The organism is Bifidobacterium sp. ESL0763 (assembly GCF_029433395.1).
In the GTDB taxonomy this organism is placed as follows: Bacteria; Actinomycetota; Actinomycetes; order Actinomycetales; family Bifidobacteriaceae; genus Bifidobacterium.
This window is the reverse complement of record NZ_JAQTHW010000002.1, coordinates 367,055-380,600: the sequence shown is the minus strand read 5'-3', so window position 1 is coordinate 380,600 and position 13,546 is coordinate 367,055. Positions and strand designations below refer to the sequence as shown.

Below are 13,546 nucleotides of genomic sequence, written 5' to 3'. Positions count from 1 at the left end.
AGGTGCCGTGGAAACCCACAGCACCTTGGTAACGATTCGAGTCATCGGCGACCTGTTTCAGCAGTCAGGCCGCCTACCGTCTCCGCTCAGCGCGAACGGCGGAACGGGGTCGAGTTGCGCTTGCCATGCCCGTGGCGGAAGCCGCCGGCCTTGCGCGAGCGCTGGCCGTGGCCGCCGGAGCGGCCCTCGTAGCCCTCGCCGCGCCCGCGGCCGCCGGACTTGCCGTAGCCGCCGTGGCGGTTGCCGCGAGAGCCGTAGGAATCGCGCCCTCGGTTCTCCTCGTAACCACGGTCGTAGCCGTGGTCACGTCCGCCATGGCGCTTGCCGCCATGCTCGTACCGGTTGTCGCGGCCGCCACGATCGTCGTGATCGGAGCGACGCGAACGCCTGCCGCCGAAATCGTCGTCGTGGAAGCCATGGGAACGGTAGCCTTCGCGGCCGCGGCCATGGTAGGAACGCGCGTCGATCGGGCCCTGGCCGTCGTCGTAACGGGGGTTGCCGTGGTCCCTGTGGCCGTCACGGCGTCCGCCTCGTGAACGCGAGTCGTCGAAGTCGCGGCCACCGCGGCCGTTGCGGTCATGGCGCTCGTTGCGTCCGCCGCGATAGTCGCCGTCATTGAAGTCGTCGTGCGAGCCGCCGTGCCGCTTCTTGTCGTAGGAGCGGTGCGAACCCTCGTGGCGGTTGTTGCGGTCACGCCGCCCGCCGCGATCGTGACGGCCGTAGCCGCCGCGCCCTCCGCGGCCCTCGTTGCGTCCGCCGCGGCCGTTGCGCCCGGCCTTGCGGTTGACCACCGGCACGGTGAGCGTCCAGCCCTCGACCAGCGGGGCGTGCTCCCCCACCAGCTCCTCGAGCTCCGGCGAGCCCGGCACGATCTGCTGCGCCTTGGCCTTGATGCCGGCGCGACGCAGCATCTGGCGGGCGTCACGGCGCTGCTGCGGCAGCACGAGGGTGACCACGTCGCCGGATTCGCCGGCGCGCGCGGTGCGGCCGGAACGGTGCAGGAAGGACTTCGGGTCCTCCGGCGGCTCGGTCTGCACCACCATCGTCACCTCGCTGACGTCGATGCCGCGGGCCGCCACGTCGGTGGCCACCATCACGTTGACGTCGCCGGAGGTGAAGGCCGCCAGGTGGCGGTCGCGCTGGTTCTGCGAGAGGTTGCCCTGCAGGTCGACGGCGGGGATGCCGGCATGCACCAGCTTAGCGGCCATCTTCTTGGCCTGGTACTTGGTGCGGGTGAAGAGGATGCGCTTGCCCATGCCGCTGGCGAGCTCGCGGATGACCTCGTACTTGTTGCCCTGCGAGACCTCGAAGACGTGGTGGGTCATGGTGTCGACCTGCGCGTCGGCGGGCGCGATCTCGTGGATCTTCGGCTCGTGAAGGAATTGTTTAACGACCTTGTCGACGCCGTGGTCGAGCGTCGCGGAGAAGAGCATGCGCTGGCCGTCGGGGTCGACCTGCTCGAGCAGGCGGCGCACCGCGGGCAGGAAGCCCATGTCGGCCATCTCGTCGGCCTCGTCGAGCACCGCCACCTCCACGTCCTCGATGGACAGGGCGCCCTGGCGCAGCAGGTCCTCAAGGCGGCCGGGGCAGGCGACGATGATCTCGGCGCCGGCCTTGAGCTGGTTGATCTGGCGGCTGTATTTCACCCCGCCGTAGATGGTGGCGGTGCGCATGTCGTAGGCGGCGGCCAGCGGGGCCACCACCTCGTCGATCTGGTTGACCAGCTCGCGCGTGGGCGCCAGGATCATGCCGTGCGGATGGGGCAGCATCGCGCGCTTGCGGGCGTCGTGGTCGCCGCGGTCCATGCTCTCGAAATCGCGCATCGCGGCCGCACCCTCGCCGGTCTCGCCCAGGCGGGCTACCAGCGGGATCGAGAAGGCGAGCGTCTTGCCGCTGCCGGTCTCGCCGCGGCCGAGCACGTCACGGCCGGCCAGCGAGTCGCCGAGGGTGTCGGCCTGGATGGGGAAGGCGACGGTCTTGCCGTCGTGGGCCAGGACGCTGACCAGCGGGCCGGGCACGCCGAGCTCGGAGAAGGTGCGCTCGGGCCGGTCGCCGCTTTTGGCGTACGCAGCGGCGCTTTCGGCCGCCTGGTCGGCCTTGGTCGTCTTGGAATTATGGGATTCAGAATTATTCATTTCGTAATGTATATGCCGTCCGTCGAAAACACGGAAACAGTCGAATATTGTCTCAAAGGACACGACAGCGCGGCACAGTAGCCTTTCACAAAGAGTGAAGCCGACCTGTCTGTCATAAGTAGTGTAGAGACCCCGGCTTCGTAATGGACACCTCAGTGTATCAGACGCGCCCCACAACTATCGCCCAAGCCCGTCACGGGGCGACAGCAGACGGGAATAGTATGGTGGAACGACCATACCCATCGACCAGAGGACCCAGGATGCAACGACCCATCATCACCTCTCCGGCGCGGCTGAGCAAGGCCAGCGCCCCCGCCACCGAGCAGGACCTCGGGCTCGCCCGCGACCTCAAGGACACCCTGGAGGCGTATGCCAGCAGCTGCGTGGGCATGGCGGCCAACATGGTCGGCGAGACCAGGCGCGTCATCGTCTTCACCGACAACCTCACCGGCCGCATCGCCACCATGCTCAACCCCGAGATCGTGGAGAAGTCCGAGCCCTACGGGACCGAGGAGGGCTGCCTGTGCCTGAACGGCATGCGCAAGGCCACGCGCTTTCGCATCATCCGGGTGCGCTACACCGACCTGCGCATGCGTGAGCACACCGCGCGGTTCCAGGATTTCACCGCCCAGATCATCCAGCACGAGATCGACCACTGCGACGGCATCCTCATCTGATTGGCCGGCTTCTCGCCAATTGCACGGTTAAGCGTCAGGGCGCTTAGGTATCCGGATATCCGAATGTTCGGTGGCCTCAGAACCCGGGGTCAGGCGCCGTGCGGTTCGATGGCGCCGTCGTCGCCCGGCGCGGATTGCTTCTTGTGGCGCGGGCTCGGCGACTTGGCCGCCGGCGCATCCGTGTAGGGATGGCCCATGGTGGCCGTGGCGGTGTAGAAGTTCTTGCTGGTCGCGGCGGGACTTCCGGACGCCCTGGACGCGGCCGCTCCCCCGCCCGAGACCGGTGCCGTGTGGGCAGCCTCACCGTTGCGGTAGCGCTCCATCATAGCCTTCTGCATCGAGGCGGCGCTCGGCGGCGTCCAGGTCAGCGCGTTCGCCCCGGCGGCGATCGTCTCCCTGATCGACTCGGCCGAACCGCCGGAACTCGCCACCAGCGGAATCTCCGGATACCGTTGCTTGACCTGCGCGACCACCTCGGCGGTGCGCCTGCCCGCGGCGACGTTGACGATGCGCGCCCCAGCCTCGATCTTGCGCGCCACGTCGTCGTCGAAGCGCACCACGGTGGCCATCACGGGCACATGCACCGTCATCGCCACCTCGCGCACAATCTCGACGGTGGACGGGGCGTTGAGCACGACCCCGGAGACGCCCTGCATCTCGGCGAACACCGCCAGCTCGAGCACCCGCGTGCCGGTGGTGGTGCCTCCCCCGACGCCGACGAACACCGGCGAGCGCGCCACGGAGAGCACGGCCTGGTTGATCACCGGCTGGCCGGTGAAGGGGTAGACCGCCAGGATCGCGTCGGCGTTGGTGTTGTGAATCACGGCCACGTCGGTGGTGTAGGCGAAAGAGCGCAGGCGCCGCCCCTCGAGCACGACCCCGCTGGAAAGCTCCATCTGCTCCGGCACCCGGGCGCTCACCGAGCCCAATGGGTTCTCGATGGGCAGGGCCTCCGGCAGGTTGCTCAGTTCGCGTTCCATCATGCCGCCTCCTTCGGGTCGTCGAAAAGTCCGTCTCGCGCCGCGTCGGCCCGCGCCGATGACGTCGAGCCGTGCACATTACCAGACTCAACACGTCCGCGCCAGCCGTTGTTCCCCGGAACCACGAAATTTCACATTCCGACATCCCATTATCGCATTCGGAGCCATGCCTTTCAATGCCCTTATGGACGCGGCCGAGGACCGCCCACAGCCTACGCCGCCACTGTTGCGCACCGGGGGTATCGGCTGTCGGCGAAACGATCGGCCGCCTCGGCCAGTGTCGCCTCGCCATGGCAAAATTGTGATGAATCGTGGGCGCGGAAAGCCCGACATCGCGACGACAAGCGAGGGGCTTCCGGCGGGAACGGCATGGCCCCGCACGCCACGGAACCCGCGCCGCAGTTGACGGCGAGAGACAATGACAATGAAGGAACGAATACTTGGCTGAGTTTATCTATCAGATGATCAACGCGCGCAAGGCCTATGGCGACCGCGTGATTCTCGACGATGTGACCCTGAGCTTTTTGCCCGGCGCGAAAATCGGCGTGGTGGGCCCCAACGGCATGGGCAAGTCGACGCTGCTGCGCATCATGGCCGGCCTCGACACCGTCTCCAACGGCGAGGCGAAGATCACGCCCGGCTACTCGGTGGGCATCCTCCAGCAGGAGCCGCCGCTCGACGAGAGCAAGACCGTGGGCGAGAACATCAAGATGGCCTTCGGCGAGATCGCCGACAAGGTGACCCGCTTCAACGAGATCGGCGAGCAGATGGCCGACCCGGACGCCGACTACGACGCGCTGATGGCGGAGATGGGCAAGCTGCAGGAGGAGATCGACGCGGCCAACGGCTGGGACCTCGACTCCCAGCTCGAGCAGGCCATGGACGCGCTGCAGTGCCCCGACCCGGACACCCCGGTCAAGGTGTGCTCGGGCGGCGAGCGCCGTCGCGTCGCGCTGTGCAAGCTGCTGCTCGAGGCGCCGGACCTGCTGCTGCTCGACGAGCCGACCAACCATCTGGACGCCGAGTCGATTCTGTGGCTGGAGCAGTTCCTGCACACCTACAAGGGCGCCGTCATCGCCGTGACCCACGACCGCTACTTCATGGACAACGTGGCCGAGTGGATCTGCGAGGTCGACCGCGGCCACCTCTACCCCTACAAGGGCAACTACACCACCTACCTGGAGACCAAAGAGAAGCGCATGGAGATCCAGGGCGCCAAGGACGCCAAGCTGGCCAAGCGCCTCAAGAACGAGATCGCGTGGGTCAAGAGCTCGCCCAAGGCCCGCCAGGCCAAGAACAAGGCCAGGCTGGAGCGCTACGACGAGATGGAGAACGAGGCGCGCAACTCCAAGAAGCTGGACTTCTCCGAGATCGTCATCCCGCCGGGGCCGCGCCTGGGCTCGCAGGTGCTCGAGGCCACGCACATCCACAAGGCCTTCGACGACCGTGTGCTGATCGACGACCTGAGCTTCACCCTGCCGCGCAACGGCATCGTGGGCATCATCGGCCCCAACGGCGTCGGCAAGTCCACCCTCTTCAAGACCATCGTCGGCAAGGAGCCGCTCTCCGGCGGCGAGCTGAAGATCGGCGAGACCGTCAAGATCTCGTACGTCGACCAGAACCGCGAGGGCCTCGACCCGAACAAGAACCTCTGGGAGGCGGTCTCCGACGGCAACGACTTCATCGAGGTGGCCGGCGTGGAGGTGCCGACCCGCGCCTACGTCGCCAGCTTCGGCTTCAAGGGCAGCGACCAGCAGAAGATGACCGGCGTGCTCTCCGGCGGCGAGCGCAACCGTCTGAACCTCGCGCTCACCCTGAAGCAGGGCGGCAACCTGCTGCTACTCGACGAGCCCACCAACGACCTCGACGTGGAAACGCTGGAATCGTTGGAGAACGCGCTCATCGAGTTCCCGGGCTGCGCCGTGGTCATCTCCCACGACCGCTGGTTCCTCGACCGCATCGCCACGCATATCCTCGCGTGGGAGGGCGACGACGAGAACCCGGCCAAGTGGTACTGGTTCGAGGGGAACTTCCAGGCCTACCAGGACGACAAGGTCAAGCGTCTGGGCGAGGAGGCCTCCCGCCCCCACCGCATCCACCGCAAGCTGACGCGTTAAGCGGACAGTCCAGTAAGCAACAAGACAGTCCTGCTAGTTTTCGTATGTTTTTGGGGTTCGAAACGTACGTTTTCTAGCGGGACTGTCTTGTTTCTCGCAGAAGTTATCCACAGACACGCCGAGAGTGGAACCGTTCGACCACAGTGCCCTGTTGAGGTTCACATCCACCGGCGTTCCGCCCTAGCTTGGTGGTATGGGACGGAAACAAGTGGAGGTCAGCCAGATGCTGGCGCAGGCCGAGGCGGAGCGTCGATATTGTTACGGCGCGGATGACGGACAGCGACGAGCATTGACGCGCAAAAAGGAATCAGGCCTGCTGACAAGCCCCTATAGGAACGTCTATGCCCGCGCGGAGTACGTCTCGACCTTGGATCCGATCGAGCGCAACCGGCATCTGATCCGCACCCTGGCGAGAAAGCATCCTAACTGGGACTTCGCCGGTCCGAGCGCGGCCGTAATGCTGGGACTCGAGCATGGGTGGCTTATGCATCATGACGAGTCCGTGTTCATCGCCACCAAGAACTCGACGGTGGCGGAGTCGGACCGGCATCTGCACCGCATCTATATCCCGTATGTACACCGTTGGAAAGTGGGGAACGTATCGGTCACCGACCCTTCACGGACCTTGGTGGACTGCGCTCTGCTTTTCCCGTTCTCGCAAACCTTGGCACTGTTCGATTCCGCGGCCCGGCAACGACTTTTGGTGACCGCGGAGATCGAGAGGATCTGTTCCGCGCTGCATACCGACACACTGGCGGTTCCGAAATTGCTGCGATACGACGACGGAGCAAGCGAGAACGGTGGCGAATCCTTCTGCCGCGCGCTCATCATCGAGGCGGGTTTCGCGATTCCGGAGCTTCAGCACGAATTCGTCGATCCAGCTGACGGCTCACGATATCGTACGGATTTCCTTTGGCATACGACCGATGGCAGAACCGTCGTCCTGGAATACGATGGCCTGCAAAAATACGTCGACCCCGGAATGACGCATGGACATGGCGGATGGCGGGTCGTCAACGAGGAACGACGGCACGAATCAGCGCTGAAACGTGCAGGCGTCACCGATATCATCAGGATTTCTTCGCGCGAAGTGAACACCCCGGGACTATTGTCCGCTCGCCTGACTCGTGCCGGCGTCCCTAAGCTAAGGTGATGGCCGATGGCGGCCCATTGTCGTGAGCAACCGACCAGTCCCGCTAGAAACAGGACAGTCCCGCTAGAAAACGTACGTTTTTGACCCCAAAAACATACGAAAACTAGCAGGACTGTCTTATTTCTCGTGCAAGTGGTTGGAGGTTGGTCCGTTGAGTTGGGGGCCAGCGTCATGAGCAGGCACCCATCGAACAGGTCAGAGGGAATAGGGAGGATGAAAGGTTGGGCGGATTGGATAGACTCTCATAAGCTGACATCGAACGAAACGGGGAACGACATGGCGAACGCACAGGCTCTCGACGCGGCACAGCAGGCGCTCGAGGCGCTCAATCTCAAGGCCGGACAGGGGCGGGGCGACCGCGCCCTCTTCGCCGCCACGAACCTCTACTACCCCACCGAGCGCATCTACGGCGGGCAGCTGACGGCGCAGGCCCTCGTCGCCGCCTCCGAAACCGCCGACGCCGACAAGGTGCCGGAGTCGGTGCATGCCACCTTCATCAAGGTGGGCAGGCTCGACGAGGAGACCCGCTTCGAGGTGGAGCCGCTGCGTGACGGGCGCTCGTTCTCCACCCGACGCGTGGACGCCAGGCAGGGCGACCAGCTGCTCTTCACCGCCACGGTGAGCCTGCAGAAGGCCGGCCAGACGGGCGTGGAGTTCAGCGACGAGATGCCGGCCGACCTGCCGGCCCCGGAGACGCTGACCAGCGCGCAGGACCTCATGGAACCGTATGCCGACAAGTCCGGCTTCGCCAAGTACTATGCCTCGCAGTCGCCGTTCGACATCCGCCACGTCGGCTCGACGGTGATGCTCGCCCCCGACAAGACGAGCGCCAAGGCCGACTCGGGCAAGCAGATGGTGTGGATGCGCATGGCGAGCCCCGTAGCCGCCACGCAGACGCGGCACCGCGCCCTGCTGGCGCTGGAGTGCGACCAGGTGATGATGGAGCCGGACCTGCGCCGCGCGGGCCTGAGCATCTCGACGCCCGGCATCTTCTACGCCTCGATCGACCACGCGATGTGGTTCTACGACGACATCGACATGAACGAGTGGCACCTCTACGTGCAGGACGCCCCGGTGGCCGGCCACGGCCGTGCGCTAGGCATCGCCAGGGTCTATTCGGCCGACGGCAGGCTGTTGGCCGCGATGACGCAGGAGGCCACGATTCGCGTGCCGGAAAAGAAATCGGAAACAGAAAAGACGCGGTAGGTCTTCAAGCGGCCGGATCAGCGGTCGCTGTCCTTGCCCATGGTGCCGGCATCGCTCCGGCGGCCCAGCGAGCCGGCGGCGATCTTGCGCTGGCGTTCGAGGCGCTTGGCGGCCTTGATCTTGGGGCTTTCGGGCCCGTCATTCGGTGGCAGCTGGCAGAGCCACTCCCCCACGATGCCGATGACCATGTCGGCCAGGCAGATGAGGGCGGTGACCACGCACTGGATGCTGGCGTCGCGGTAGAACGGCGCGTCGAAGTGGGCCAGCGTCAGCAGCAACTGGCCGCAATACCAGCCGGCCAGCCCGGCCCCGGCCATGCCCAGCGCCTTGCACAGCACCAGCGTGTAGACGGCTTTGGTCGGGTCGATCCAGCTGCGGCGCCTGGCGGGGTCCGTGGTGGCGTATTGGTGCACGTGCAGCGCCAGGATGAGCACGATGGCGCCCAGGGCGATCAGCAGGATGGCCACGATCCACGGCGCTCCCACCAGCGACAGGCCGGTGATCTCGTCGGATTTGGCGAACACGATGCCCAGGAACAGCCCCAGCCCGAGGGCGACGAGGAAATACCACCATGGGGTGCGACGGTTGATCATTGCGTGTCCCCCAGGATCCAGCCGTCGGACAGCAGGCCGACCCGCGCGGCGTTGGGCGCCATGGCCAGCAGGAAGGAGACCGGGTCGCCGTCGAACCTGGCGTCGGGGTCCATGTCGAGCCAGGGGGCCAGCACCTCGGCCTCGCGCCTGGCCTCTTTCAACGGCACCTGGACCTTGCCTGAGGTATCTTCGCCGCTGTCGCCGGTTCCGCCCTCCATGTCGATCAGGCGCAGCGAAACGGCGCCCTCGTGCGAGGCGGACAGCGAGTCGAGCAGGTCGGCGAGTCCGGACGGCGTGAGCCTGGTGGTCACCTGAATCACCGCGGCCTGCGCGTCGGGGGTGTCGATGCCCATGACGTGGTAGAGCGGCGAGATGCCCTCGACCTGGTTGCCGGGCACGGCGTCGATGGAGACGATCACGGCGCGGAAACGTTGCTCGGCATCCATGGCCTTGCTCTTCAGCGCGATGACGGCACGGTGCGCGGTGGCGTTCGCGTTCGAGCCGCCGTCCCCGTTCGCCCCGCCAACGGCCGCGGCATCGGCGGCCTTGCGTCTGGTATCCGCGGACATATCGGCTCCGGCGAGCGAGGCGTCGCTGGGGATCGAATCGTGCCCGTCGCCGTTCCGGCCCGTGCCGTCATCGGCGATATCGTCTCCGTCGCGTTGCGACCGACCGACGATAGCGATATGAGCATCATCGAAACGAATGGTCTCATCATCGAAGTCGACGCTCACCCGGGCATGGGCGTGCCCGGTGGCGATGGCTTCGCGCAGCCGTGCCAGCCGCGGGTCCGCATCGCCGCCGTCCGGCCCGAAGGAGAGCCCGATTCGCGCGCAAACGCCAAGGGGCGTGCCATCCGCTGACATGCCCCTCGTCATGGAGTGCCGAAGCTCGCCCATGGCGCGCCCTATTCTTCCGGCTTCATGCCGACGGAGCGCTTCAGCTCGTCGGGAATCGGCACTGGCGGAAGCGGGGAATCGGGACGGGCGGCGTCGGAGAGCCAGAGTTCGCGTTCTGGCGCCTTCTTCATCGGCGCGAAGATGGCGGCCAGCTCCTTCTCGTTCAGGGTCTCCTTGACCAGCAGCTGGCGGACCAGCTCGTCGAGCACGTCGCGGTTCTCAGTGATGACGCGCCAGGCCTCGGTGTGGGCCGTCTCGATGAGCTGGTGCACGGCCTTGTCGATCTCTTCGGCGGTGTGCTCGGAGTAGTTGTGGACCAGGCCGTTCATGGAATCCTGGTCGTTGTCGGCGTCACCCCACTTGACCGCGCCGAGCGGCGAGGCCAGGCCGAACTCCATGACCATCTTGCGCGCGATCTGCGTGGCCTTCTCGATGTCGTTGGAGGCACCGGTGGTCGGGTCGTGGAATACGACCTCCTCGGCGGTGCGCCCGCCCATGGCGTAGGCCATCTGGTCCAGCAGCTCGTTGCGCGACTGCGAATAGCGGTCCTGGGTGGGCATGACGGCCGTGTAGCCCAGGGCGCGCCCGCGCGGCAGGATCGTGACCTTGGTGACCGGGTCGGTGTGGTGCATGGCGGCGGCGACCAGCGCATGGCCGCCCTCGTGGTAGGCCGTGTTGCGCATCTCGTCGAGGGCCATGCCCTTGGACTGGCGGCGCGGGCCGGACTGCACGCGGTCGATGGCCTCGTCGATGGCGCGGTTGTCGATTAGCTGGGCGCCGGCGCGGGCGCAGAGCAGGGCTGCCTCGTTGAGAACGTTGGCCAGGTCGGCGCCGGTGAAGCCGGGGGTGCGCACGGCGACGGTGTGCAGGTCGACGTTCGGCACGAACGGCTTGCCCTTGGCGTGCACCTTGAGGATCGCCTCGCGGCCTTCGAGGTCGGGGGCCTCCACGGCCACCTGGCGGTCGAAGCGGCCGGGGCGCAGCAGCGCGGAATCGAGCACGTCGGGACGGTTGGTGGCTGCGATGATGATGAGGTTGGTGTCGTTGTCGAAGCCGTCCATCTCCACCAGCAGCTGGTTCAGGGTCTGCTCGCGCTCGTCGTGGCCGCCGTTCATGCCGCTGCCGCGCTTGCGGCCCACGGCGTCGATCTCGTCGATGAAGATGATGGCCGGCGCGTTCTTCTTGGCCTCTTCGAAGAGGTCACGCACGCGCGAGGCGCCGAGGCCGACGAACATCTCGACGAAGTCGGAGCCCGCCATCGCGTAGAAGGGCACGCCCGCCTCGCCGGCGATGGCGCGCGCCAGCAGCGTCTTGCCGGTTCCGGGAGGGCCGTAGAGCAGCACGCCGCGCGGGATCCTGGCGCCCAGGGCCTTGTATTTGGAGGGGTCCTTGAGGAAGTCCTTGATCTCCTCGACCTCCTCGACGGCCGACTGCTCGCCGGCGACGTCGGAGAACTTCGTGGTCGGCCGTTCGCCTTCCAGCAGCTTGCCGTTGTCCTTCTTGCCGCCCATGCCGAACATGCCGCCGGCGCTGCCGCTCATGCGGTTGAGCAGCCACCAGCACAGTCCGAAGATGAGGATCAGCGGCAGGATCGAGGTGAGCAGGTAGCCCCACATGCTGTCGGACTGGATGTCGGCGGTCCAGCCATCATGCGCCTTGGTGGACTTGGCGGCCTTGAGCACCTCCGGCCCCTCGGCCTCGGTGTAGTAGAACTGCACGTCCTTGCCGTAGTTGTGGTTGTTGTGCGTCTTGGGATCGGCCTTGTTGAAGTCCTTGTTGAGCTTGAGCTTCACGAGCTGCTTGTTGTCGATGATCTGGACCCTGCTGGCCTTGTTATTGGCCACCAACGACATGCCATCCTTGGTGTCGATGGTCTGGGTGGCGTTCGAGGAGAAGAGCTGGAAGCCGGTCGCCACGAGCAGCGCGAGCACGACGACCCACAGCAGCGGCGACTGCCACAGGGGGCGCTTGCCGTTGTTGTTGCCGTTGCCTGCGCCGCCGTTGCGGTTGTTGCGCTTGCCGTCCTTGCCGCGCTTGCCGTCGTTGTTGCGGTTGCCGAAGGGATTGCCGCCGCCCATGGGGTTGCGCGGACTCTGGGGATAGCTCATGCCTGTCCTCCTTGATAGACTTCCGGCCTCAGCACCGCGATGGAATCCAGGTTGCGGTACCGCTCGTCATAGTCGAGCCCGAAACCGACCACGAACTCGTCGGGCACCTCGAAGCCCGTGTACTTCACCGATACATTAATCTCCCTGCGCGAGGGTTTCTCCAGCAGCGCAAAGGCCTCCACGCTTGCGGCGCCGCGGCCTTTGAGCTCGCGGATCAGCCAGTCGAGCGTCCTGCCGGAATCGACGATGTCCTCCACGATCAGCACGTTGCGGCCCTTGACGTCGGTGGAAAGATCCTGCCTGATGGTGATCGACCCGGAGCTCGAGGTGCCGGCACCATAGCTGGAAAGGCTCATGAAATCCATCTGGGCGTTGATGCTCAGCGCCTGCGAGAAGGCGGCCATGGTGTTGACCGCGCCCTTGAGCACCGATACCAGCAGCACGTTCTTGCCGGCGTAATCCCGGCTCACTTGCTTCGCCACTTGCTTTATCCTGTTTTCGATCTGCGCTTTCGAGACCAGTTCACGGTCGATTTCACCTTGTACATCAGCGATCTGCATGAGTACCATTCTCGCACAGGCGAATGACGTGTCGGCGACGGCCGGCCTGGAACCCTCCGGGCAGCGAGACCGGGCCCTGCCCGTGCCAGCGGACCACCAGCTCGTCGACACGCTCGACATGCCGGGAGGTGAAGGGCGCACCGAGCAACGCCAGGGCCCGTGCGATCACGCGCCGGCGGATGGCGGGGTGACGGGCGGCGAGGGCGTCGGCGCGGATGTCGATCTGCCGGGCGCCGTCATGGTCCCGGCCGGGCTCCGCTGCCGATGATCGGATGACGCTTTCGCGCCAGGCGACGTCGGCCGCGGCGTCCAGGTAGTCCTTGTCCTGCCGGGCCAGGCGGGCGGCGTCGGCGAGGTGGGAGGCGAGGTCGCCGCCGAAGAATCCGTTGAGATAGGGCACCAGGGTGTGCCTGATCCGCGAGCGCAGCGGGTACCTGTCCGGCAGCGGTGTGCCCGCCTCGACGGCGTCGCCGTTGGTCGGGTCGTCCCACCACCTCAGGCCGAGGTCCTCGCAGATGCCCGTGGTCTCCCGGCGCGTCACGTCCAGCAGCGGTCGGGCGAAACGGACCCCGTCGCGCGTGAAGGTGGCGGGCATGCCGGAGACGGCGTCGATGCCGGAGGACCTGGACAGTCCGATGAGCACGGTCTCGGCCTGGTCGTCCTTGGTATGCGCCAGCAGGACGACATCGGCACCGGTCTCGCGTACCACGTCGACGATGGCCTGGTAGCGGGCCTCCCTGGCGGCGGCCTCCTCGCCGAGTCCCCGCCCACGCACGTCGATGGCCACTCGACGTACCTCGACCGGCGAAAGCCCCAGCGTGCGGCATCGTTGCGCCGCGTCCGCGGCCGCCTGCGCCGAACCGGATTGCAACTGGTGGTCGACCACCACGGCGCCGCAACGCACCCCCAGCGAGGCGCAGACGGTGCCAGACAGCGCCGCCAGGGCCATCGAGTCGCGGCCTCCCGAGCAGGCCACCAGCACCAGTGGGGCCTCCGGGTCGGGCGCATGCCGGCCATGCTGCCTGAAACGCGCATCCTGCGAGACGATGCCGAGACAGGCCAGGCTGGCGCGCACGGCGCCTATCGCCTTCCTGAGCCTCGCCGAATATGCCATGGGG

General features: G+C 66.4%; 11 protein-coding genes. 4 read left to right on the top strand and 7 right to left on the bottom strand.

Annotated features, from left to right (window positions below; all coding sequences use genetic code 11):
• Positions 1-86: 86 nt before the first annotated feature.
• Positions 87-2,135, bottom strand: coding sequence for a DEAD/DEAH box helicase (locus tag PT282_RS02495; protein WP_277168005.1), 2,049 nt, complete (start codon positions 2,133-2,135; stop codon positions 87-89).
• A gap of 260 nt (positions 2,136-2,395) precedes the next feature.
• Here PT282_RS02495 and PT282_RS02490 point away from each other — a divergent pair, with 260 nt between their 5' ends.
• Positions 2,396-2,812 carry a peptide deformylase gene (locus tag PT282_RS02490; protein ID WP_277168004.1) on the top strand — a complete coding sequence of 139 codons (417 nt, stop codon included), beginning with the start codon at positions 2,396-2,398 and terminating at the stop codon, positions 2,810-2,812.
• Between the two features lie 89 nt (positions 2,813-2,901).
• On the opposite strand, the gene PT282_RS02485 is transcribed toward PT282_RS02490, so the two are convergent.
• Positions 2,902-3,795 carry a dioxygenase gene (locus PT282_RS02485; protein WP_277168003.1) on the bottom strand — a complete coding sequence of 298 codons (894 nt, stop codon included), beginning with the start codon at positions 3,793-3,795 and terminating at the stop codon, positions 2,902-2,904.
• Positions 3,796-4,232: 437 nt separating this feature from the next.
• Between PT282_RS02485 and ettA the strand changes: the two genes are divergently transcribed.
• From ettA to PT282_RS02470, 3 genes are all read left to right on the top strand, one after another.
• Positions 4,233-5,909, top strand: coding sequence for an energy-dependent translational throttle protein EttA (gene ettA, locus PT282_RS02480; protein ID WP_277168002.1), 1,677 nt, complete (start codon positions 4,233-4,235; stop codon positions 5,907-5,909).
• 193 nt (positions 5,910-6,102) lie between these two features.
• Positions 6,103-7,062 (top strand): hypothetical protein, encoded by a 960-nt coding sequence (locus tag PT282_RS02475; protein WP_277168001.1) that lies wholly within the window; start codon positions 6,103-6,105, stop codon positions 7,060-7,062.
• 276 nt (positions 7,063-7,338) lie between these two features.
• Positions 7,339-8,268 (top strand): acyl-CoA thioesterase II, encoded by a 930-nt coding sequence (locus PT282_RS02470; protein ID WP_277168000.1) that lies wholly within the window; start codon positions 7,339-7,341, stop codon positions 8,266-8,268.
• A gap of 17 nt (positions 8,269-8,285) precedes the next feature.
• Here the strand turns inward: PT282_RS02470 and PT282_RS02465 are convergent, their stop codons facing one another.
• Genes PT282_RS02465 through tilS form a run of 5 tightly spaced genes read right to left on the bottom strand, consistent with a single transcriptional unit; the run spans position 8,286 to position 13,542 of the window.
• On the bottom strand, positions 8,286-8,861 hold the full coding sequence (locus PT282_RS02465; RefSeq protein WP_277167999.1) for a DUF3180 domain-containing protein: 576 nt from the start codon (positions 8,859-8,861) through the stop codon (positions 8,286-8,288).
• Complete coding sequence (locus tag PT282_RS02460; protein ID WP_277167998.1) at positions 8,858-9,727, bottom strand: hypothetical protein; 870 nt, start codon at positions 9,725-9,727, stop codon at positions 8,858-8,860. The genes PT282_RS02465 and PT282_RS02460 overlap by 4 nt, the downstream gene beginning before the upstream one ends.
• Positions 9,728-9,768: 41 nt before the next feature.
• Positions 9,769-11,868, bottom strand: a complete 2,100-nt coding sequence (ftsH, locus tag PT282_RS02455; RefSeq protein ID WP_277167997.1) for an ATP-dependent zinc metalloprotease FtsH — start codon at positions 11,866-11,868, stop codon at positions 9,769-9,771.
• The gene (hpt, locus tag PT282_RS02450; protein WP_277167996.1) at positions 11,865-12,428 is read right to left on the bottom strand and encodes a hypoxanthine phosphoribosyltransferase; all 564 of its coding nucleotides are present in this window, start codon (positions 12,426-12,428) and stop codon (positions 11,865-11,867) included. The genes ftsH and hpt overlap by 4 nt, the downstream gene beginning before the upstream one ends.
• Positions 12,415-13,542: a tRNA lysidine(34) synthetase TilS gene (gene tilS, locus PT282_RS02445; protein WP_277167995.1), complete on the bottom strand. Its 1,128-nt coding sequence runs from the start codon at positions 13,540-13,542 to the stop codon at positions 12,415-12,417. Before tilS ends, hpt begins: the two co-directional genes overlap by 14 nt.
• Positions 13,543-13,546: the final 4 nt, after the last annotated feature.